17 protein-coding genes and 1 pseudogene are annotated in these 22821 nt (G+C 65.9%); 12 read left to right on the plus strand and 6 right to left on the minus strand.

Going from position 1 to position 22821, the window contains the following annotated elements; all coding sequences use genetic code 11:
- Window positions 1–79: 79 nt before the first annotated feature.
- From nrfD (LB310_RS05660) to LB310_RS05680, 5 genes and pseudogenes are all read right to left on the minus strand, one after another.
- Entirely contained in the window at window positions 80–958 is an 879-nt protein-coding gene (nrfD, locus tag LB310_RS05660) for an NrfD/PsrC family molybdoenzyme membrane anchor subunit (protein ID WP_278805862.1), read from the minus strand.
- 5 nt (window positions 959–963) lie between these two features.
- Window positions 964–1584, minus strand: a complete 621-nt coding sequence (locus tag LB310_RS05665; protein ID WP_087190172.1) for a 4Fe-4S dicluster domain-containing protein — start codon at window positions 1582–1584, stop codon at window positions 964–966.
- A gap of 14 nt (window positions 1585–1598) precedes the next feature.
- Window positions 1599–2435: a molybdopterin dinucleotide binding domain-containing protein gene (locus tag LB310_RS05670; protein ID WP_367316806.1), complete on the minus strand. Its 837-nt coding sequence runs from the start codon at window positions 2433–2435 to the stop codon at window positions 1599–1601.
- A gap of 189 nt (window positions 2436–2624) precedes the next feature.
- Window positions 2625–3872: pseudogene (locus LB310_RS05675) on the minus strand (molybdopterin-dependent oxidoreductase); the annotation flags it as partial.
- A gap of 45 nt (window positions 3873–3917) precedes the next feature.
- Entirely contained in the window at window positions 3918–4694 is a 777-nt protein-coding gene (locus LB310_RS05680; RefSeq protein ID WP_087190170.1) for a twin-arginine translocation signal domain-containing protein, read from the minus strand.
- 273 nt (window positions 4695–4967) lie between these two features.
- Here LB310_RS05680 and LB310_RS05685 point away from each other — a divergent pair, with 273 nt between their 5' ends.
- Window positions 4968–6503: a helix-turn-helix transcriptional regulator gene (locus LB310_RS05685; RefSeq protein ID WP_278805861.1), complete on the plus strand. Its 1536-nt coding sequence runs from the start codon at window positions 4968–4970 to the stop codon at window positions 6501–6503.
- 3 nt (window positions 6504–6506) lie between these two features.
- On the opposite strand, the gene LB310_RS05690 is transcribed toward LB310_RS05685, so the two are convergent.
- Entirely contained in the window at window positions 6507–8132 is a 1626-nt protein-coding gene (locus tag LB310_RS05690) for a response regulator transcription factor (RefSeq protein ID WP_301154834.1), read from the minus strand.
- Window positions 8133–8343: 211 nt separating this feature from the next.
- Here LB310_RS05690 and LB310_RS05695 point away from each other — a divergent pair, with 211 nt between their 5' ends.
- The 11 genes from LB310_RS05695 (at window position 8344) to dapB (ending at window position 22796) form a co-directional block, all read left to right on the plus strand.
- Complete coding sequence (locus LB310_RS05695; RefSeq protein ID WP_278805860.1) at window positions 8344–9138, plus strand: molecular chaperone TorD family protein; 795 nt, start codon at window positions 8344–8346, stop codon at window positions 9136–9138.
- Window positions 9139–9288: 150 nt separating this feature from the next.
- Complete coding sequence (locus LB310_RS05700) at window positions 9289–11490, plus strand: molybdopterin-dependent oxidoreductase (protein WP_278805859.1); 2202 nt, start codon at window positions 9289–9291, stop codon at window positions 11488–11490.
- Between the two features lies 1 nt (window position 11491).
- Window positions 11492–12028 carry a 4Fe-4S dicluster domain-containing protein gene (locus tag LB310_RS05705; RefSeq protein ID WP_087190168.1) on the plus strand — a complete coding sequence of 179 codons (537 nt, stop codon included), beginning with the start codon at window positions 11492–11494 and terminating at the stop codon, window positions 12026–12028.
- A gap of 7 nt (window positions 12029–12035) precedes the next feature.
- Entirely contained in the window at window positions 12036–12902 is an 867-nt protein-coding gene (gene nrfD, locus LB310_RS05710; protein ID WP_123672675.1) for an NrfD/PsrC family molybdoenzyme membrane anchor subunit, read from the plus strand.
- Window positions 12903–13052: 150 nt separating this feature from the next.
- Window positions 13053–13700 carry a 4Fe-4S dicluster domain-containing protein gene (locus LB310_RS05715; RefSeq protein ID WP_278805858.1) on the plus strand — a complete coding sequence of 216 codons (648 nt, stop codon included), beginning with the start codon at window positions 13053–13055 and terminating at the stop codon, window positions 13698–13700.
- Window positions 13701–13715: 15 nt separating this feature from the next.
- Window positions 13716–15209, plus strand: coding sequence for an NrfD/PsrC family molybdoenzyme membrane anchor subunit (gene nrfD, locus LB310_RS05720; RefSeq protein ID WP_301154725.1), 1494 nt, complete (start codon window positions 13716–13718; stop codon window positions 15207–15209).
- A gap of 223 nt (window positions 15210–15432) precedes the next feature.
- On the plus strand, window positions 15433–16674 hold the full coding sequence (locus LB310_RS05725; RefSeq protein ID WP_278805856.1) for a molybdopterin-dependent oxidoreductase: 1242 nt from the start codon (window positions 15433–15435) through the stop codon (window positions 16672–16674).
- Between the two features lie 1322 nt (window positions 16675–17996).
- Window positions 17997–18524 (plus strand): molybdopterin dinucleotide binding domain-containing protein, encoded by a 528-nt coding sequence (locus LB310_RS15320; RefSeq protein ID WP_367316807.1) that lies wholly within the window; start codon window positions 17997–17999, stop codon window positions 18522–18524.
- Between the two features lie 1008 nt (window positions 18525–19532).
- The gene (locus LB310_RS05735) at window positions 19533–21071 is read left to right on the plus strand and encodes a DHA2 family efflux MFS transporter permease subunit (protein WP_278805855.1); all 1539 of its coding nucleotides are present in this window, start codon (window positions 19533–19535) and stop codon (window positions 21069–21071) included.
- The gene (locus LB310_RS05740; RefSeq protein WP_278805854.1) at window positions 21068–21553 is read left to right on the plus strand and encodes an HPP family protein; all 486 of its coding nucleotides are present in this window, start codon (window positions 21068–21070) and stop codon (window positions 21551–21553) included. The genes LB310_RS05735 and LB310_RS05740 overlap by 4 nt, the downstream gene beginning before the upstream one ends.
- Window positions 21554–21995: 442 nt before the next feature.
- Window positions 21996–22796, plus strand: coding sequence for a 4-hydroxy-tetrahydrodipicolinate reductase (gene dapB, locus LB310_RS05745; RefSeq protein ID WP_278805853.1), 801 nt, complete (start codon window positions 21996–21998; stop codon window positions 22794–22796).
- Window positions 22797–22821: the final 25 nt, after the last annotated feature.

Consider the following 22821-nt stretch of genomic DNA (forward strand, 5'->3'; position numbering starts at 1 on the left):
ACAGCGTCCGCAGCCGCCGCGGGAGGGAGAAGCCGGCGGCTGCGGACGTGTCGAGCGAAAAGCTCGCCAGATCGGCGTGCTAGAACAGCACCACCGGCACGGCGGCCATGATAACCAAGTAGCGCAGCAGGAAGCCGCCCACCAGCACGCTCGCCTCGCCGGTCACGGCAAGGCCCGTGGCGCCTGCGCCGTCTGCGGCCTTCCTGGCCTTCGATGTCCGGTAGAGCTCCAGGCAGAAGGGCAGCGCCAGCCCTATCAGGACGAGTCCCAGCCAGAACGGCACGGCGTACGCGCCGAACGCAAGGCTGGCGACCGAGGCTGCCGCGGCAAGCGCCGCGCTGCCGCCCGTGCCGGCCACAACACCCAGCAGCGCAGCGATCAGCACGGCCTCCGCTACGGGAAGCACGAGCCCCGTCTTCCTTAGGAAGCCGAGGGACTCCAAGCCCTCCGCCTTCATGAGATGCGCGACCAGGAGCACGGCCGCGAAACCGGTCGACGCGGCCGACACCAGGAACAGCAGCGGCAGCACGACGGGGTTCCACAGCGGGAAGCCAGGAGCGTCGCCCAGCAGCATGCCGGTGTACACGGCCACGGCCACGGCGCACACGAGCCCCACGACGTCAAGTGCCTTGGGCGTGCCCTTCTTCACGAGCATGACCACCAACGCGATCACGCTCACCGCCATGAACGCGATGAGGATGACCACGCCCCACGCCATGATGGACGAGAAGTTGCCCAGCAGTCCGAAGAAACGCAGCGGGTTCATGAGCCCTGCCTTGGCGTCCACCATGAGAAGCACCGTGCCCACGCCCACCGCAATGGGCGCGATGACGTAGCCGATGGTGCGCAGCTTGACGGCGTCGGGCTTGACGAAGCCCACGAGCGCGGCGAACGCGAACGCGCCAGCGCCCAATCCTGCCAGGAACAAATACGTTGCGATGATTCCATCCCATACCATGCTGATCACCTCTCGTACGGCTTGACGACGTTGCCGCCGCGGTGGATGGCGGACACGACGGGCATCTCGCTTATCTCAGAGAGGCCGATGTAGTGCAGCGACGGGTCCAGTCCCAGGTCGGCGTGGAGCACGTCGGTGTCCGAGGCGGCGATTTTCTTGGCGATGTCGCTTTCGGGGTCGTTAAGGTCGCCGAAATAGCGCGCCCTGGTTATGCAGGTGCCCACGCAGGCCGGCAAGAGGCCATGGGTGGTGCGATGGTGGCAGAACGTGCACTTGCCCACCTCGCCGGTCTCGTCGTCGACCCAGCGAGCCTGGTAGGGGCATGCGGCCATGCAGTATTTGCAGCCGATGCACTTCTCGGGGTCCGTCATGACCACGCCCTCGTCGGTGCGGTAGGAAGCCCCGGTGGGGCACACCTTCACGCAGGGGGCGGAGGCGCAGTGGTTGCACTGCTTGGGCACGTTGGCGCGGCGCACGATGCCGCCGTCGTCCACGTCCCAGCTCTCGACCCAGGTGTTGAACTTGGCCAAAGGCACCGCGTTCTCCTGCTTGCAGGCCACGGCGCACGCGTTGCAGCCCACGCAGAGGGACAAGTCGATCAGCATGCCGAAACGTTTCTCACTCATTGCTCACCCCTCCTTTATGCTTTCTCGATCTTGTACACGCCGCCGGAACGCGCTGGCGATGCCGCTTCAGGGTCGACGTACGGATAAGGATCCTCGACGGTAGGATCGAGGATGGTTTGCAGGTGGACGCCCGCGCCGATGGCCGGGTCTCCCGGTCGGCTTTCCCCGTCCTCGATCATGACGTCTTGGGCTCCATAGCCGATGTGACCGTAGCCGTAGGCCACGCCGAACGTGCCGCGCGCGATGCCGGCGCGCGCCATGGCCTCGCCCTCCATCACGTCGCCCGTCGGATTCGTGATACGGATGGCATCGCCGTCCTCGATGCCCAGATCGGCCGCGTCGTCCAGGTTGAGCTCCAGGTAGTTGTGGGCGCACAGGTCCCGCATGATGGGGCTGTTCGCCAAGAACGTGATGGAGCGGAAGCGCGGCTTGTAGTTCGTGGAGCGGAACGGCCATTCGCTCTCCGGGTACTTCTCGGCCAGCGGCGTGAGGTCGGCCAGCAGCTCGGGGGTGGCGCTAAGGGTGCCCGGCAGCTGCTTGCCGGAGAACGGGTTCGCATCCGTGGCCTTGCGCTCGCTGTAGAAGATGGTGAGGTGGTCCTTCATGTAGGCGGAACGTCCGCCTTCGCCCGTGCTCTCCTCGACAGGCCAGAAGCGCCCGCCGCGCGACAGCACGTTGAGCACCTTGGGCCATTCCTCGGCCGTGACGGCCTTCTCCCAAGCTGCGGGCAGCTCGTCGAGAGCCTGAACCTTCACGTCCTCGCCGGAGACGTCGGCCACCGGCTCGGTGTCGTAGGCCAGGTTCGCCACGGCCTTCAGGAAGAAGTCGCAGGCGTCGTTCAGCGGCCACATCTTCCCGTCGGCGCCCTCGATGGCGTCCTCGCCGAAACCGGGCACGCCGCATTCCTTCGCCACGTCGACGATGAAGGCCTCGTAGCTGGCGTAGCGCCCGTCGTCCAGCTGGACGGTCTCAGGGGTCTTGGCCGGCCAGCGCACCGCGTTGCCCTTGCCCTTCCAGTAGCCCTCCTGCGTGACCACGCCGAAGCTCTCGAAGGGGTTCGTGTCGGGCACGAGGTAGTCGGCCAGGCTGGCGTGCTCGCCCACCACCACGTCGCACGCGATGTGCAGCGGTATGATGGCCGGGTCCTTCAGCCGGTCGATGATGGCGTCGCGCATGGCGCCCGAGGACGCCTGGAGCGTGTCGGTCATCCACGAAACCAAGATCTTGGCTTGGTAGGGATAGGCCATGGCGGCCGAGACGAGCGCCTGGTTGTCCGAGCCGCTCGGATGGCTGTACCACGGCAGCCGTGCCTTCGGATCCTTTTCGCCGGCGGCGACGCGGTTCTTGTGCTCGTCGGTCTTGTCGAACGTCTTGCCGGTGCGCGAGATGTACGTGGCGTTCTTGGCCGAGACGCCCGGCTTGCCCTTGACGGTTGCCAGCTTGTACTGCGTTCCGTCCGCCGAGGTCTTGGCTGACACGCGGCGCGACATGGTGCCGCCCACCATCTGGTTCGATCCTACCATGGCGTTAAGGAACAGGTAGGCTGCCAGGCCGTTCACGCCGGTGGCGTTGGCCGTCGAACCCAGGCCCGCTGCGGACGATTTCACGCCGTGCGAGGCGAATTCCCTGGCCACGTTGGCGATGGTATCGGCGGGCACGCCGGTGATCTCGGCATACTCGTCGAGGGTGTTCGCAAAGGCCTCGTCCTTGAGGAAGAGGTAGCTTGCCCGCACCTTGATGCCGTTGACCTCTCCTTCGAACTCGATGTCGCCGGCGGTGGCCTGCGTGTGCACGGCGGGCTGGCCGGTGGCGGGGTCGACAACCACGTAGTACGTTGGCTTGGTCGTTGCCTTCGGATCGGCCTCGGGCTCTTCGAGGCCCGCGTCGGCCGGGCGCATCATCTTGCGGAAGTTGGGATGGCCCTCGTCATCGATGACCAGGTAGGAAGCGCTCGTGTAGGAGGCGTAGCCCCCGGCCACGGCAGCCTTCTGGTTTGGAAACGACAGGTAGACGGTGTCGTTCGCGTCGTTCTCCATCATCCAGCGGATCATGCCGAGCGCCAGCGCGCCGTTTGTTGCCGTCTTGATGGGATGCCAGGTGATGTTCTTGTCGAGGGGGTTGCAGCAGCCATTGCCCAAGACCGGGTCGAACACGTCGAGCTTGCAGGTGCCCCGATGCACATTCTCAAGCGTGCGCTTGGCTATGCCTTGGAAGCTCTTGCCGTTGGAGCCGGGCTGGGTGCCCAGCCATAGCACGTACTCCGCGTCCTCGATATCGGGCTGGACGCTGGCGGACGAAACCTGAAAGTGCGAACTCGCACTTGCGGAGCCGCCTCAAGTGGAGCCGTGGCCGTACTGGTTGATGGTGCCGAAGTTGCTGGAGAAACGCGTGCCGATGGTGGTGCGGCCATCACCACGCCCTCCCAGGAACACCACCTGGTTCGATATGGGGCCCAGATCGGGCTGATCGGGGTTCATGGGCTTCTCCGTGTCGTGGAGCGCCTTGAAGCCCTCGATATCCTGGTTCTCGCCGATGTCGGCGAACAGCTTGCCGCCTTCCGTGACCTCCGTGATGAGTTGGTCCCACGTAATGGGCCTCCACTTGCCCTCGCCGCGCTTGCCCGCGCGCTTCAGCGGCACGGTCACGCGGTCGGGCTGCGAGTAGCCGTCCTGGGTTCCCTGCCCGCGGCCGCATACCGTGGCGCGCACGATGTTCCCCTTGCCATGGGCGAAGCTCATGGTGCGGTACGCTTCCTCGAGGGGATCCTCGAAGTTCAGGTACGGATACGCGCAGCTGGGATGGTACGGGTTGCCGCCAACCGACAGCAGGCGGCCCGATGCGCGATCGAGCTTCAGCCGGTTGCCGCACGAGCTGTAGCAGCCGAGGCACGCGCTGTTGCGCACGATGACGTCCTCGTTGACGGTCACGTCCCCCGTCTTCGGGTCGATGGTGGCCTCGACGGGGTTCCCATGCTTCTGCTCGGGAAACGCGGTCTCGTCGGCGAACGCCCTTCGGTCAGGGGCTGCAAGGCCCGCGCCGGCGACCGACAGCGCTCCCAGGCCGCCAGCGGCTTTCAGGAAACTCCGTCGATCGAGGTTAATCGTTGCCATAACTCCCTCCTTCTCCTCCTTCGGTTCGCCGGCTGCTATGCGGCCGGCGCCCCCATCTTGCGCTGCTCGCGAGCCGTCGCCATCCCCACGTTGCCGTGAATGTTGCCGGGAGGGGTTCCCCGAACATGGTCACAATGTGACTATTTCGCTGAAAGCGCAGGTGGAAGGGTTGGGCACGCCACCCACAAACAAGGGGTATTGCGTTACCATTTCCCTGGAGGGAGGGGGATCGTGGAAGCTGATCCCCGAACGTGCGTAACAGGGGGCGATCAGATGGCTCGGTATCTGGCAAGCTGCATGGCGACGTATCGGAAGCAAGCGCTCGGGCTCGGGCTCTTCCTGGCATGGAACTACTATTCGTTCTTCTCGTGCGGGCTCGTGCCCGTCACGCGCATCATCAGGAGCAGCGAGCGCGTATGGATGTGGGTGGGCTTGCTCGTGGCGCTTGCCTCGGTGGTGCTGCTTCTGGTCTCGGCGCGCACGTCGTTGGTCGAAAGGCGGTGGTTCGGCGTGGCGGCCGCCGCCTTCTCGACGGCAGGCACCGTTATCGTGTGGATGGGGTTCGTGGAGGCCGGCACCTACGAGGCGCCTTCGGCGGTGGGCGGTATGCTGGCCGGCGTGGGCTTCGCCATGATGGCCATGGTTTGGGGCCACCGTATGAGCGGGTACAACGAGGCGGCCATCGAGTTCTCGGTGCCCGCCTCGTTCATCGTGTCGTTCCTGGTATACTTTGCGCTCCTGGCGCTCAAGGGGCCGGCGTCTTTCGTGGTCGACGCGCTCCTGCCCGTTGCATCCATGTACTTCGCATTTCGCTCGGTGGACTGGGGGGACGAGGAGGCCGTTCAGCCCTGCGTAGACGGCAGGCGCATGGGCGGCAAGGAGCTTGGGTTCGCGCTCGCTGCCATCGCGACGCTCTGCCTGCTGTTCGGCATGCTGTGGTTCCAGTTTTCGTACTTCCGTCTGCTTTCCACGCCGAACGTCATCGGCGACCGGTTCTTGCACTATCTGGTGCCGTTCTCGTGCTCGTCGGTGTTGTCCATTGTGGCGCTCGTGTTCTGCCTCCAGCTTTCACGATACTTGAACTTCACGCTCATGTTCCGCTGGGGCCTCCCGCTGCTCCTGCTCGGCTACGTGCTGTTGTTCCGTGACTACGATGATCCCGTGCAGCGGATCGTGGCGTACACGGCGAACTTCATCGGCATGTTCGGGGTGCAGTTCACGTTGTGGATCGCGACGCCGAAATACGTGCGGCGCTCGGACCTGCCGTCGTCCGTGCTGTTCGGCGGGCTCATGGCGGCCGAAGGGGTGGGTATCTACCTGGGAACATGGTACGGGCTTTCGGTGATCGACGGCGTGACGGCGGCGAACGTTATGAGCGAGACGCTGCTGTTCTTCGTGGGCGTGCTGCTCGTGGCCATGGTGGTGGGATTCAACCCGCGGTGGTCGTTCTTCCGCACCAAAGGGCGGTGGGCGTCGGGCGAAACGGGGGATGCGGGCGGCAAGAACGGCGGAGCGTATGCCGACTCGGCCGCCGACGACATCGCGCACCTGTTCGTGAAGCAGGCAGGGGAGCTGCAGCGCAGGTACGGCCTGTCGAGCCGCGAGACCGAGGTGGCGGCCTTGCTGCTGGCCGGGCGCAGTCGCCCCTACATTCGCGACGAGCTGGTCATCTCGCTCAACACGGTGCATTCGCATGTCAGCAACATCTATGCAAAGTGCGGCGTGCACTCGCAGCGGGAGTTCATGGACTTGCTCGCCGCACCGCGCGAGGGCGCAGCCGGCGCAAGGCGCGACGAGGTGGAGGGATAGGGGTCAGCCGTACCGCTCGATCAAATCGATGACCTGCTGCTTGGAGTGGAGGTCGGTCTTTTCCAAGATGCGGCGGATATGGGTGCGCACGGTGCTCTCGGATACAAAGAGGGCTTCGGCGATCACCTTGGCCGAGCGGCCGCGGGCCAGGAAGGGCAGCACCTCGGCCTCTCGGCGGGTGAGGCCGTAGTCCTCGGCGATGGCGGCGTAGAGGGCCTGCTCGGCATCCTCGCCGGCCGCCGGGGCGGGGGCTGCGGGTGCGGAGGGTGACGGTGCCGATGCTGCAGAAGGGGCCCCAGCTGACACGGAGGGCGCATGAGCGGCCGCGGTGTCGGGCGCCGCAGGCGCTGAGGCGGCCGCAGCGCCTGCGAGAGCGGTGGCGGCGGGCGCGGGCGCCCCTCCGACCTGAGGCGGAACTGTCACCCTGTCCAAATACGCGTCGCCTTGGCCCTTGCCGCCGCCTGCAGCCAGGCGGCGTTTGCGGCGCAGCATGTTGAACAACCCCAGCATGACCAGCACGTACAGCGCGCCGATGGACACGCCCACGATGAGCGCCGACGGCTTGCCCGGCACGAGCGTGATGAGGAACCCGATGCCCATGCCCACCAGGCGCAGCAGCACTGACAGCGAGCGCACGATGCCGCCCACGATGTAACCCGACACGGCGAAGTCGTAGGAGCAGGCCGCCACGAGCGACCAGATGATAACGTCGAACAGCCCGTAGCTAGCGCTCATGATGATGTTGAGCGCCACAGGGTTCGTCTCCCAGAAGAACGGCAGCACGGCGAACAGCACCACGATCACCGGCACGATGATGCGGTAAGCCAGGTCCAGGTTGATGCGCGTGCGCGCGTACAGCACGAGCCCCACGAGAGCCGCAGCCACCACGAGGTTGGCCACGAGAGGGCCAAGGTGCGCCTCGTTCACCGACCCCACTGAAAACACGGTGAGCTCCCACACGAAGCCGAACAGGCACGAGAGCACCAGGCTGGCCACTATCAACCCCAGCAGCGAGCCAAGGGCGGCGAGAGAGCGACGTGTTCCGCCCGAGGGCGCGGCGCGCCCGTCCGGCTGCTCCGCCCGGCACCGCAGCAGGCATGCGTACGAAGCCAAGGGCAGCGGCAGCATAAGCATGATGGCGGGCATGCCCAGGTTCTCGCTCAAGAGCGACACGGCCAGGAACAGCGCAGCGGTGAGCAGGAACGTCACCGGAAGGTAGAACGATGTACGCGCGGGATGCATGCGCCCGTAGCAGTCGGCCCAGCTTCCCCAGAACAAGCCGTAGCCCACGCCCGCCACCACGGCCCCGCTCAAAAGCAGCGGCAGCAGCGCACCGCCTCCTGCGCGCCCGGCGGCGAACACCAGCAGCAGGCCGGCAACCACGAGCACGGGCAGGGGCCAGGTGGGCAGGCGGTCTATGCGCACGGGGTCGTTCTCGACCCAGGCGGCCACCGCCAGCATGGTGGTCATGTTGGCCACGAACGACACGATGACCACCAGCGACTCGTATTCCGGCGTGTTGGCGGCACCCGACAGCAGGATGGAGCTACGGAACGTGAGCATGCTGCAGGCCCAGAAGAAACCCATACCCAGATGGTGCAAGCGCATCGTCTTCCACACCATGCGCATGCTGCGCCGATCGCGTGCGACGGACACCGGATCCCCTATCTCGTGTGGTGCCGCAGGGGTGACGAGTGCGTAACGCCTCCGCTCCGCCCGTTTCGGCACGCTGCTTTCAGCAAAGCGTTTAACAGGGGAAAGAGGCAAATCATCAATTATTGATGACAACCGTTTCCCACCTCGCGTCTACGATGGGGCCACCGAGGAAAGGATGCCCGCCGTGGACGCGACTTCGAACGTAGTCACTGCATTATCGCTCATTGCGCCTTTGTTTTCCGTTCTGACCGAAGCGGAATACGGCGACGTATCCAAAATCGCCATGCAGCCGGAGATGCGCGTGGCGATAGCGGCGTTGGCCGAAGAGGAGGCCCGAACGGCCCCCCGCACGGGCGAGGTCGGGCCGGCGTGCACGGGTTCCGATGCGGCGTCCTCCAACGGAGGGGCCGCGGGCGGCCTTTCCGCATACGCTGTCGCGCTGCCCTCGTGGGAGGTGCGCTCAACGTTGCAGAACGAAGTGCTCCTGCCCGGCATGCCGCTGGCGGCGCTGCCAGTGGAATCGCTCTACAAGCCGTGGTCGTCAGCACCGGGCAACGCCTTCGGCGTCCAGCGCGGCCTGTACCTGGGCGATGCGGCGCGCCACCTGCAAAGCGTGTACGCGACGCTCCAGATAGAGGTTCCCGCGCGCTTCGCCGCCGCGCCCGACCACTTGGCGCTCACGCTCGACTTGCTGGCCCTGTTTCTGCAGAACGGCAATGCCCAGGCGGCGGCCGATGTCGCCCGCGACCACCTGGACTGGCTGGACGACTACGACGCGGCCCTGGCCTGCAGCGCCGAAGAGGCCGCCCGCTCCGAGCGGCTCGACGGCGCGCGTCGCGCGGCGCTCGCAGAGGGAATCGTCCACCTGCGCGCCCTCGTCGCGTTGGCGGGCCGTGCCGCGCGGGCGGCACAACCGGGGCTTTCCGCGCAAGCCGCGCCGGGGGAGATGCAGCCGGCGGCCTGCGCGGCTACCGGCTAGATGGCGTGCGCAGCGCACGGCATCCGACAGCTATTCCGGCTCCGTCGGCGGCACGGCTGCAACCGCACCTGCAACTGCAACGCCGCCCTGTCGACAGAGCCTGAACGAACCAAGACGACCGAACAGCACGAAACGAAAGGGAGGAACGGGATGTTCGAAGACGTTTCAAGGCGAACGTTTCTGAAGGGGACGGCCGCCACAGCCGCTCTCGCCGCCGCGGGCTCGCTCTCGCTCGGCGCCTGGCGCGCCGAGGCGCAGGCCGACGAGGCCGGCGGCGCGACAGCCGGCGAGACAAGGCAGGCGCCGTCGCTCTGCAACGGCTGCTCCAGCAAGTGCGGGCTTGTGGCCACCACGGTGGGCGGCAAGCTGTACACGCTCAAGGGCAGCGAGGTGCACCCCTACTCGAAGGGACGTATCTGCGGCCGTGGCCACGGCCTGGCCCAGATGGCGTACTCCGACGAGCGCGTCACGCAACCGCTGTGTCGCAAAGACAACGGCGAGTTCGAGCCTATCGATTGGGACACGGCCTTCAAGGAAATTGGCGAGAAGGTGCAGGCCATCATCGCGAAAGACGGCCCCGAATCGCTCGCCATCATCCAGGACCCGCGTCCGTCGGGTAAGTATTACTCCAAGCGCTTTATGAACGCGCTGGGATCGGCGAACGTGTACGCGCACTCCTCGTCGTGCAACCTGTCGAAGGAGAGCGCCTACATGCAGACCATGGGCGCATCGAACTACTCCACCGACTTCGGCAACGCGAAGATGGTCATGTTCATTGGCCGCAGCTACGGCGACGGCATCCGCCCCTCGTCCGTGCAGAGCCTCGCGTCCGCCAAGGAGGCCGGCACGCGCATTGTGAGTGTGGACCCGCGCCTCAACAACTCCGGCATCTTCTCCAGTGACTGGGTGCCCATCAACCCGGGCACCGACCTGGCATTTATCCTGGCACTCTGCAACGTGCTCATCGAGGAAGACCTCTACGACCACGACTTCGTGGAGCAGAGTACCGCGGGCTTCGACGAATTCGCAGCCCAAGTGAAGGAATACACGCCCGCGTGGGCCGCCAAGATAACCGACGTGCCTGCCGAGCGCATCCAAGAGCTGGCGCGCGCGATGGCAAAGGCCGCCCCTGCCGCTTCCATCGAGGCGGGCTGGCGCGCCGTCATCGGCTGCTCGTACCAGAATTCGTTCGAGACGGCCCGCGCCGCCTCGGCCGTGAACGCGCTGTTGGGCTCCTATGGGGCGAAGGGCGGCGCGCTGCTCACGTCGTCGCCGAAGGCCGGCACGCTGTCCGATGCTCGCTTTGACGACCCGCCGAAGCCCGCGGCCAAGCGCGTGGGCAACAAGGAGTACCCGCTGGCCCTCGACAGCGCCGGCACAAACCTCGCCGCTCTCCAGGCTGCGCTCGACGGCACCATGAAGGGCCTGTTCTTCTACAACAGCAACGCTGCGAAGGGCTACGCGCAGCCAAAGATGTGGACGGAAGCGCTGCAGAAGACCGACCTGGCCGTGACCATCGACGTGCAGATGTCGGAGACGGCGCTGCAGTCCGACTACGTGCTGCCCGAAGTCACGTACCTTGAGCGTCTAGAGCTGCCCGAGTGGATCGGCGGCAAGAAGCACTTCGTGGGCATGCGCACCGCAGCCATCGATAAGGTGCTGCCGGACACCAAGACGTGCGACGAGATATTCAACGGCCTGGCCCAAGCGTGCGGTGTGGGCGAGCACTTCCAGTTCACGGCCGAGGACTTGGCAACGGCTCAGCTAGCCACCGTAGGCGTGGACATCGACACCATGAAGAAGGAAGGCGTGGTGGAGCTGCCCGACCCCCACTTCCAGTACGGTGTGCCGAAGTTCAAGACCCCGTCGGGCAAGTTCGAGTTCTCCTCCGAGGCCGTGGGCGCCGCGGGCCTGAACCCGGTCATCAGCTGGATCCCGCGCAAGGTTACGCCGAAGGACGGCGAGTTTTCCATCATCGGCGGCAAGCAGGGCATTCACTCCCACACCATGACGCAGAACATCGCCTGCCTGAACGCCATTTCGCGCGAGTATCACATGGAGCGCCTGTGGATGTCGGCCAAGGACGCCGAGAAGCTGGGCGTGCAGTCGGGCGACATCGTGGAAGTGGCGTCGAGTGAGCACACCGGTCAGGTGGAGGCCCGCGTGACGCAGCGCCTTAAGCCCGGCGTGGTGTTCCTGCCCACGCACTACGGCGGCGATTCGCCGGCTCAGACGCGCGCGTACCAGTACGGCATCGCGCTCACGGATTTCATCCCGTTCGACATGGAACCGGGCGTCGGCTCAATGATGAGCCAGGAGGTTGCGGTTACGGTGAAGAAGGTGGAGGCATAACATGGCACGCTACGGAATGCTTATCAATACGAAGAAGTGCGTGGGCTGCTACGCCTGCCGTCTGGCCTGCCAGGCGAAGAACCACCTAGAACCCACCGAGGCGTTCATCAAGTTCCACGAGATTGAGACGGGCGAGTTCCCGAATGTGTACAACGAGATCGTGCCCACCCAGTGTCAGCACTGCGAGGACGCGCCCTGTGCGGCCGTGTGTCCCACGCATGCCACCTACGTCACGGACTCCGGCGTGGTGCTGGTGGACCCCGAGAAGTGCATCGGCTGCAAGTACTGTATGGCCGCGTGCCCTTACCAGGCCCGCATCGTGCAGGAGTCGACTGGCGTGGTGGAAAAGTGCCGCTTCTGCTGGGAAAATGGCGAGCCGGGCAACCCGCCCGCCTGCGTGGGGACGTGCATATCCGGGGCGCGCGTGTTCGGCGACCTGGACGACCCCGAAAGCGACATTTCGCAGGCAATCGCGCAGTACCATGCGCAACCGCTCGCAAGCAACCTGACCGCTTCCAAGATCTACTACGTGAGGTGATGAAACCATGGTTTGGGGACCTTTGATTGCATGGTATTTGTTTCTGGCCGGTGCCTCGGCCGGAGCGTTTCTGACGGCCGCGTTCGTGGAGGCCAAGTATCCCGACAGCAATAAGATGCGCATCGCCGGCCGCATCATCGCGCCTGTGTTCGTGGGCATCGGTTTGCTCATGCTCATGATCGACGCCGAAGCCGGCCTGCACAACCCGCTGCGCTTCTTCTGGCTCGTGTCGAACCCCGGTTCCGTCATGACGCTGGGCGTGTACTTCATCTGCATCTACATGCCGGTGGCCTTGGCGGCAGCCGTGCTTGAGATACTGAAGAAGAAGGTGCCGAAGTGGCTCACGTGGATCGGCATCGTGTTCGCGTTCGCCGTGGCGGCCTACACCGGTTTTTTGCTGGGAGTGGTGAAGGCGTACCCTCTGTGGAACAACGCTATCCTTCCCATCCTGTTCGTGGTATCGGCGCTGTCGGCGGGCCTCGCGGCTACGTCGCTCGTGGGCCTCGTCACCGATCGCGAGCGTTTCGAGCACATGTGGCTCATCAAGAAGTCGCACGTCATCCTCTCGGCTATTGAGATGGTGGTGCTGTTCACCATGCTCGTCATCGTGAGTGCCGGCAGCTTTGAGGGTGCGGCATCGGTGCACTCCCTAATAGCGGGGCAGTATGCTCCGGCGTTCTGGGGCGGTATCGTTGTCTTGGGTTTGGTGGCGCCGTTCTGCATTGAGGGCTATCCGGTGTTCATTGCGAAACGGGTGGAAACGTCTACCACGTCGCTGGTGGTGAGCCTTATCGGTGAAGCGGGCGTGCTCGTGGGTGGTTTCCTGTTGCGCTTGCTGGTCATTCTGGCGGCGTTGCCCGTGCTGTTCCTTTGATCTTTACTTCGGTCTCGACCCGCTCTTCCCTCGGCGGTCGATGGCCGGTATAACAGGCGGTTTTCTCCTCCCCTGAAATCGCTTGTCCCTCCCCTGGAGCACCGCGTCCCGTTGGGTCGCGGTGCTCCCCGTTAGGAAAGTAGGTGCTGTATGGATATGTTCTCCAGTCCGCATTGGGGCATGGTCATCGACCTTGCAAAGTGCGTCGGGTGCGACTCGTGCACCGTCGCATGCAAGGCCGAGAACCGCACGCCTCCCGGCATCTCGTACAACGTGGTGCTCGAGCAGGAGACGGGCACGTACCCTAACGTGCGCATCGAGGCGCTGCCGCGTCCGTGCATGCAGTGTGAGAACCCGGCGTGCGTGTCGGTGTGCCCGGTGAAGGCAACGTACCGCGGCGAGGACGGCATCGTGGTGATCGACGCCGACCGGTGCATTGGGTGCAAGTATTGCATTGCTGCCTGCCCCTACGGCGCACGGTCGGCCGACGAAGGCTCGTCGTATGCGGTCGAGATGCAGGCCGCCGACCAAGTGACCGCGCCCGAGTACGGCGTGGATCGCGGCGCGCGCGGGAAGTATCGCGGTACGTACGGCACGGTGCGCAAATGCACGTTCTGTGCGCACCGTATCGCCGAGGGCGAGGCGCCTGCGTGCTGCGAGACGTGTATCGGCGACGCGCGGTACTTCGGCGACTTGAACGACCCGGCGTCGAAGGTGGCGCAGCTGGCGGCCTCGTCGCGGGCGTTCCGCCTGCGCGAAGAGCTGGGTACGAACCCGTCCGTCTACTACCTGAAATGATCGAGGTGAAGAGCTATGACATCGAGCGCTGAGCGGAAGGCGCGAAAAGCGCGGGGTTCACGCGAGCCGCGGTTGCAGGCTTACGCGTTGCCGGCGGCGTTCTCGCGCCGCGCGACGGTAGGTTGGGCCGTTATCGTGGGCGTGCTGCTGGCAGCGGGCGCGTACTTCATGTTCGACCGGCTGGCGAACGGCCTGGGCATGGCCGGGGCCACGAACGCCGTGCCCTGGGGTTTGTGGGTGGTGGTGTACATCTGGTTCTCGGGGCTGGCGGGCGGTTTGTACCTGCTGTCGGCTTTGGTGTACCTGCTGAGGCTGCCGCGCTTCGCGCCCATCGCGCGCCTGTCGCTGGGATTGAGCATGGTGTCGCTTGTGGTGTCGATGATCTTCATCGGCATCGACTTGGGTGCCATCCGGCACTCGCTGGGCACGCTGCTGTTCTTCCACTGGTCGTCGCCGCTGGCTTGGGAGATCAAGGCGTACGTGTTCTTCATGGTGATCGCCATCGTGCAGTTCGCGTTGGTGCTGCTGAACGACAAGCGCACGGCCGAGGCTGCGGCGAGCGGCGACGGGGTCGTGAGCGCGGCGAGCGCGGGTGCGTTAGGTGTGGAGTTGTCGGGTGCGAAAGCGTCGGCGGCGGGCGCTGACGTGCTCAGGCGGCGCGGCAACGTGAACTTGGCCATCCGCGTGCTGGCTGGCGTGGGCGTGGCCACCTCGTTTGTGGGGCCTCCGGGCGGCACAGGCATGTTCTTTGCCGCGGTGAAGACACGCGGGCTGTGGGAGGGCGGCATCACGTCGGTGCTGTTCTACGTCATGGCTATCGTGACGGCGGCCGCGTTTCTGGTCGTTGCGTACCGGTTGCTGGCACGCTTGCGCGGGGCGCAGCCGGACGGCGGCGTGCTCGTGGGGTTGAACCGCGTGCTGGCCGCGTCGTTGTTTGCGCTGGCGTTCTGCATATTCTTCCAAGTGGCGCCGGCGCTGCTGTCGGGAGACCCGGCGGTGGCTGCCCCCGTACAGGCAATGGTGGCAGGTCCTTTGGCGCCGCTGTTCTGGCTGGGTGAGATCGGGCTGGGCCTCGTGGCGCCAGCGGTGCTGCTGGCGGTGGGCGCGGCGCGCTCGCGCGGCGCTCGTGATGGCGGCGCCGTTGGGGCCGATCGCGGCAGTGCTGGCGGCGCGTGGGCCGTGGCTGCCGCGCTGGCGGCTCTGGCGGGCGTGCTGGCGTTGCGCTATGTGCTGGTGGTGGCCGGGTTTTCGGTGCCGCTCTTGGCTGGTATGCCCACGCCGGTCTATGTGCCGAGCCTCGGCGAGGTGATGGTGGCGCTGTTTGTGCTGGGGCTGGCTGTGGGTTGCTACGGCTTGGCAGTAAGGTTGCTGCCGCTCGAGCGCATGGGTGCGAGTGAGGGAGAAGTTTGGCTGGAGAGCGCGTATACAAAGGCGGTGCCCGATGCGGATGCGTCATCGTGCGGCGAAGGCTCGAGGGCTAAGGAGGTGCGCGATGGAAGCGCAGCGTAACGACGGCCGGTCGAAGGAAACATGCGGTGTCGGCGCGGAATACGCGCCAACGGTAGCAACGCCGTCTGCGTGCTCTTGTGCGAGCGGTATGATCGAGCCGAATTCCGCAAGCGTGTTCGGCACGCCGTCGCGGCGCGCGGTTGTGGGTGCGGGCTGCGCGGTGGCGTTAGGCGCTTTGGCGGCAGGAACCGGATTGGGGGCTTATATGGCAAGCGACGATCCTATGACCGACACACCACATGGACGAGGCACCGCCACCGGCGCGTACGCGGCCGACGACGTGATCCTGTCGATGTGCAACAACTGCAACACGTACTGCACCATCAAGGTGCGCGTGTGCGATGCGGCCGACGGCCCGCAGGCCAACGAGGGGGCCACGGCGCTCGTGCGCAAGATCGCGGGCAACCCGTACTCGCCGCTCAACTCGCAGCCCTACGCGCCCGTGCCTTATGGCACGCGGCCCGAGGAGGCGCTCGCTCCCGGAGACGGCATGGCGCGCGAGGGCCGCGCGACCAATGGCGGCATGATCTGCCTCAAAGGCCAGTCGGGCGTCCAGCTCGTGCACGATCGGTTCCGCATCACCCGTCCGTTGCGCCGTGTGGGCGCGCGCGGAAGCGACGAGTGGGAAACAGTGGACTGGGACACGGCGCTCGACGAGATCGTGCACGGCTCGCCGACCCTCGGCACGCCCGGTATTGCGGAATGGTACGCCTGGGCGCCGAAGAAGCAGGTGGAGGCCGAAGTCGCGCTTGTGGAGTCCGGCGAGATGACCCAGGACGCGTTCGACGTGAAGTGTGCCGACATCCTCATCGACACGTCGCACCCCGACCTGGGCCCGAAGTCCAACCTGTTCTGCTCGGCCGGCGGCGATCGCATGTTCCTCATCGGCGACCGCCTCACGCAGCAGGGGTTCGGCTCGGTCAACAACTTCAACCACGGCGGCGTATGCGGCATGACCGGCGTCATGGCCAACGTGCGCACGCACCCCACGACGAACCACAAGCGCATGTACGCCGACATCGACCACTGCGAATGCCTCATCATCTGGGGCACCGAGCCCATGACGGCGAACAAGGGGCCGTCGTGGCTGGCACCGCGCCTGTCCGTCGCGCGCGAGCGCGGCATGAAGCTGTACGTGGTGGACCCGCGCCAGGGCCGCAGCGCGTCGAAGGCCGACGTGTGGCTGCCCGTGGTGCCCGGCAAGGATGCCGAGCTGGCCTTCGCCCTGATGGCGTGGATCGTCGCCAACGAGCGCTACGACGCCCGGTATCTGGCGGCGCCCGGCAAGAGGGCGGCCGCGGCGCTCGGCGAGCCCACGTGGTCGGACGCGACGCACCTCGTGGCGGTCGATCTGCCGAACCGCCCGTCGTCACCGCGAAGCTGCTCGGGTGTGCCGGAGAAGCCGGCGCCGACGGCCAGCCGCTGGCCGAGGACGCGCGGTTCGTGCTCGTCGACGGCGAGCTGACCGCCGCCGACGCCGTGGAGGGCGCGGCCGATCTGCTGGCGGACGCCCAGGTGGAGGTCAAGGGCGCGCCGACGCGCGTGAAAAGCGTGTTCCAGCTTTTGAAGGAGCGCATCGAGGAGCGGACGCTCGAGGAGTACGCCGCCGACGCGGGCATCGAGCCCGCCGTGGTGGAGGAGGTTGCGCGCGAGTTCACGAGCCACGGCAAGCGCGCCTGCGTCATGAGCTACCGCGGCCCGGCCATGCACGCCAACGGGTTCGACGCGGTACGCGCGGTGGGCTACCTCAACTTCCTCATCGGCAACCACGATTGGAAGGGCGGCCATATTGCTGCCGCCGCCAAGTTCGCCCCGTTCACGGGCCGCTACGACCTGCAGACGGTACCGGACGCGCACGCGGGCTGGGGCATTCCCATCACGCGCCAGAAGACGGAGTACGAGAAGACCAGCTACTTCAAGCAGGACGGCTACCCGGCACCCCGGCCATGGTACCCTCTGCCGGGAAACCTGTCGCACGAGATCGTCCCGACGCTGCGCGCCGGCTACGTGTACGACCACCTGGGCGCGCTGTTCATCCACCGCCACTCGCTCGTGGATTCCACGTCGGGCGGCGACCGCCTGGTCGACGTGCTGGGCGACCCGGCCAAGATCAACCTGCTCGTGTCGTTCGACGTGGAGATAGGCGACACGTCGCGCTACGCCGACTTCGTGCTGCCCGACAAGGTGTACCTCGAGCGGTTCAGCCAGGAGAGCATCTATCCCAACCAGCCCTACCAGCTCATCCAGCTGGGGCAGCCGGCCGTGCGGGCGTACGAGGGCCCGCGCTCGGTGGAGGACGTGTACCTGGACCTCATGGCGCGCCTCAACCTGCCGGGCGTGGGCGAGGGCGCGGTGCCGGTGGGCAAGGACGGCGCGGGTGGCACGGCGGCGCTGTCGAACGAGTACGACTACTGGCTGAAGATGGCCGCGAACATCGCCTACACGGGCAAGGAGCCCGTGCCCGACGCCGACTCCGAGGAGCTCGCGCTGTTCGAGCGCGCCCGGACGCGCGCGCTGGGCGAGGCGTTCGACCTGGCGGCGTGGAAGGCGGCCGTCACCAATGAGGAATGGCCGAAGGTGGTGTACGTGCTCAACCGCGGCGGGAGGTTCGCCTCGGCCGATCCGGCGAAGGGCGACGGCTACGAGGGCGAGCTCATCAAGGCGCGCTACGGCGGGCTGTGCCAATTCTACGATCCGAAGACCGCCTCGCTCAAGAACGCTCTGACCGGAGAGAACTTCGACGGGCTAGCGCACCCCGCCCCGGTGGCGTTCGCCGACGGCACGCCGATGGAGCACCCGCCCGAGCGCCCGCTCGCCTTCATCAACTGGAAGGCCCGCACGAACGGCTCGCATCGCACCATCGCCGCGCCCTGGCTGCGCGAGACGACCACCGAGAACTTCGTGTGGATGCACCCTTCCGACGCCGAGGCGCGCAGCCTGGCCAATGGCGACGCCGTGGAGATCGAAGGATCGGTCGGGGCGATGGCCGGCCATGTGCGCGTGACCGAGGGCATCCGTCCTGGCGTGGTGGGCTCGAACTACTCGTTCGGGCACAAGGGCTACGGCGCGCGAGCGGTGACCGTCGACGGCCAGCAGGTGGGTCCCGCGCCCGATTACCTGGAAGAGGAGGGCGTCCTCGACGGCGATGAGCCCGGCAAGCAGAAGACGGGCTTCGCCGGAGGCCGCGGCCGGGGCTTCCGCATGAACGAGCTTCTGCCCGACGATCCCACGCTCGCCGGAGGCGGCGGCCTCTGCGACCCCATCGGCGGCGGCGCGGCCCAATTCGACCTCTGGGTGGAAGTGCGGAAAGCGTAGAAGGCGTGCGGGCGCGGGAGCGAACCCCCCTCGCGCCCGCACGCTGCCGACGATGGCGATCGCCGGTCCTTCGCCTTTTGAGCGGTTGAAATGCACCGTTTTGCCCGCTGTGAAGCGATTTGATGCCGACGACGACGCTTTCCGGCGGCTTTCCGCGAGATGCGCGCACGTTTGCGCAGGTCGCGAGACGTCAGCTTGCCTCGTGACGGCTCGATGAGCTTCACAGCGGGCAAAACGGTGACTCGAAGGTGCCCAAAACCCGAAGAACGTCGATTCGGAACAGAATGCAAGGGAAATGCGGCGGCATCCCTTGAACCCTGCCGCCCCGGAGGCAGGTCGCCCGAACGCGCTAGCTTATGTACCGACCGCTTCGCTTGCCGCGATGTCTCCCGGAACCGCTCGACAACGACCGGCGTTAATAGGTACATGATAGTTATGCACATGGTTTGCGAAATATAAAAAACTGCCCAATTTCCGGTTTGCAAAATCCCTGAAACCATCCATTCTCCGGTCTGCAAAATCCTCGACAGTGGAGTAGTGTACTGTCCGGGGTACATGGCGGCATTCCTCGGTGCGTCTTAATGCTATCCGCGTCGATCTCGCCAGATGTTCGAAGTTCTTTGATACGTTTTCCGATCAGATGCCTCGGACACCACTTGTCCGATCTTGTGGAAATCGCTTGAAGCGGGCCGCTTTCTCGAAGATACGGGGGTTTCGGCTTCCGGTATACTTGCCCGCTATGAAATCGCTTCTGAACCTATACGAACGCTACGCCAGCCTCGCCCAGCTTTCGCGGCGCCGCTCGCGCACGGCCGCGTTCCGCGCGCATGGCGAAGTGGACTACGGCGTGTGGCAGGGTTGGCGCTGAACGAGCCCCCTCGGGTGATGCGCGTCCGCTGACGCGTCCCCGGCAGCTTTCATTCCCCTCGAAATCCCATACTCGACGATCGACCGCCGCTTCGGCGCGGCTTGGTCTTCGACGCGTTCGCAAAGGAAGTTGATGCGCTCTTGAACGAGCAACAATTGATAGCCCAGCAGCATAAGGTGACCCGCAAGGAGATCACCGTCATCGGCATCGTGCTGGCCGGTGCGTTCCTTGCCATCCTGAACCAGACCGTCCTGTCGCCCGCGTTGCCGAAGCTGATGGACGCGTTTTCCATCTCGGCCGGCACTGCGCAGTGGGTGACGTCCATCTACATGCTGGTCAACGGCATCATGGTGCCTATCACCGGGTTCCTCATCGACCGTTTCTCCACGCGCAAGCTGTTCTTCGTCTCGCTCGTCTCGTTCATCGTGGGCACGGCGCTGTGCGCAGCGACCCCCTCATTCGAGCTCCTCATCGTGGGCCGCGTGCTGCAGGCGGCCGGCGCAGGCGTGCAGCTTCCGCTCGTGGGCGTGGTGCCCATGCTCATCTTCCCGCCCGAGAAGCGCGGCACGGCCATGGGCATGGCCGGTATCGTGATGAGCTGCGCGCCGGCGGCCGGCCCCGTGCTGGCCGGCGGCATCATCGACGCGTGGGGTTGGCGCATGATGTTCTGGGCGATGATCCCACTGGCCATCCTCGTGCTGGTGGTGAGCTTCTTCCTGCTCACGAACGTAGGCGAGCTCAAGCGCCCGCACCTCGACGTGCCGTCCATCATCCTGTCCACGTTCGCGTTCGGCGGCCTGCTGTACGGCTTCTCCAGCGCCAGTACGCTGGGTTGGAGCAACGCCGTGGTCATCGGCAGCATCGCGGTGGGCGTGGTCGCGCTCGCGTGGTTCATCCATCGCCAGCTGCACATCGACGAGCCGCTGCTGCAACTGCGCGCCCTCAAGACGCCCACGTTCGCGTACTCGGCCGTCATCGTGACGGTGGTCAACTCGGCGCTGGCCGTGGGCAGCGTCATCCTGCCCATCTACCTGCAGAACGTTTTGGGGCTGACGGCGTTCGAAACCGGCATCCTCATGACGCCCGGCGCCGTGGCCACCATTTTCCTCAGCCCTATCAGCGGCATGCTGTTCGACAGGTTCGGCCCGCGCGTCATCGCCATCGTGGGCCTGACGGGGCTCGCCGGCTCGCTGGCGGCGCTGTCCTTCGTCGACGACAAGACGACGGTTGCGTACCTCGTGGTGTTCTACGTCATCCAATCTTCGGGGCTGACGCTGGCGAACATGCCGGTGACCACCTGGGGCATCAACGCGCTGCCGAACGACATGATCGCGCACGGCAACGCCATCAGCAACACGGGTCGCCAGGTGGGCGGCGCGGTGAGCACGGCGCTCATCGTGACGGTGATGACCATGGTGACCGCGGCAAACGCCGAGGCCGGCCCCGTGGCGTCCACGGCGGCGGGCATCGACGTGGCATACGGCATCTCCGCGGCGGTGGCGGCGGTCGCGCTGATCATCGCCATCTTGAAGGTGCGCAACGTGAAGAAGCGCACCGCTACCGCGCCGGCGCCGCAAGTTGGGGCGTCCGGGAAGACGGAGGCCGAGGCGCCTGTGAAGGCGACGGTCGCCGTTGCGGCCGCGTGCATGGAGGAAGCGACGGAAGGGGCGGGACGATGAACCGCACGATAGGCGACATCATGGAGCGGGACGTGTACACGTGCCGCTACGACCAGAACCTCGGCGAGATCGTGGCCCTGTTCAACGACCTGGGCACGAGCGGCCTCGCCGTCATCGACGAGGACCGGCACGTGGTGGGGTTCATCAGCGACGGCGACATCATGAAGGCGGTGGCCGCGCAGAAGACGCGCTCCATCTTCGGCGGCGGCTACGCCAACATGGTGCTGTACGACAACGAGTCCTTCGAGGAGAAGGCTCGCGCGCTCAAGCACCGCAACGTCATGGAGCTGGCCGTGCAGAAGGTGCTGTGCGCAACGGCCGACCAGGCCGTAGGCGAGATCGCCGACGTGCTGGCGAAAAAGAAGTTCAAAAAGGTGCCGGTCATCGACGAGGAGGGCAAGCTCATCGGCGTGGTGCGCCGCGCCACCATCACGCGCTACCTGTTCGACGTGCTGTTCGGCGAGGAGAGCGCTGGGGAATAGGGCCGCAGGGACGGGCTTGACCCGGCGGCGATAGGGCCTAAGCCTGGGGCTATAGGGCCGCAGCTCGGGGCGATAGGGCTGTCGCTGTTCGGGGCGGCACCGTGGCTATCGCGCGGAGCCAATTCCCGATGGCTGTGCTCGTTGGTCGCTAAAAGTCCTTCCGGTGCACACTATTCACCAGTTTTATACCGTTTTCCGGTCTCAAGGCAGGAGATAGGGCGAGCTTTAAGGAATGGGTCGGGAAAATGCCTGATGGCGAAACTGCGGAAAGAGGGTGGCGCCCAAATTCTGCAATAATCGGTGATTAGTGTGCACCGGAAGGCGACCGGACCCAACCTTTGTCGACTCGCCATAGGTCATTTGCCGCTCGTACCGCTTATACTTGCGAAAATGGGCAGCGTGCCAATTGGCGATGCGGCCACACGGTGGGAAGGAGCGCGGTATGAAGGTGATCGTCGTCGGATGCCATGGGCAGATGGGCCAGCCCATCTGCCGGTTCGTGGACGAGCGCGAGGGCATGGAGCTCGTTGGTGGCGTGGGGCCCGCAGGGCGCGACTACATCGGCCGCGACCTCGGCCAGGTGGCAGGCCTCGGGCGCGACCTCGGCATCCCGGTGACGGACGACCTCGCGTCGATCATCGGCGAGTGCGACGCGCTCATCGACGTGTCCAGCGTGGAGCAATGTCTTGAAACGCTCGACCTGGCCGTCGAGCACGGGAAGGCTCTCGTCACCGCCAGCACCGGCTTCACGCCCGAGCAGTTCGAGCGCTTCGAGGCGGCGGGCGCGCGTATCCCCGTCATCTTCAAATGCAACACCTCCAAGATGGTGAACGTCATGCTCGCGCTCGTGGAGACGGCCGCGCGCGCTCTTGCGGACGAGTGCGACATCGAGATCATCGACCAGCACGACCGCGACAAGCTGGACGCGCCCAGCGGCACCGCCGTCATCATCGGCACCATGATCGCCGAGCTCAAGGGCACCACGCTGGACGAGCTGGCCGAATACGGCCGCGGCGGCCACGGCGCGCGCAAGCCCGGCGGCGTGGGCTTCCACTCGCTGCGCGCCGGCGACATCACGAGCGACCACAAGGTGTACTTCGGCGGCCTGGGCGAGCGCCTGGAGATCACGCACTACTCCTACAGCGACGACTGCTTCGCCCGCGGCGCCGTCGATTGCGCCCAGTTCCTCGACGGCAAGCCCGCCGGCGTCTACTCTATCCAGGACGTCTTCGGGCTGCGCTAAATGCCTCTCGAAAACCGGAAGATCC

Source organism: Gordonibacter sp. RACS_AR49 (assembly GCF_030418435.1).
GTDB classification, from domain to species: domain Bacteria; phylum Actinomycetota; class Coriobacteriia; order Coriobacteriales; family Eggerthellaceae; genus Gordonibacter; species Gordonibacter urolithinfaciens.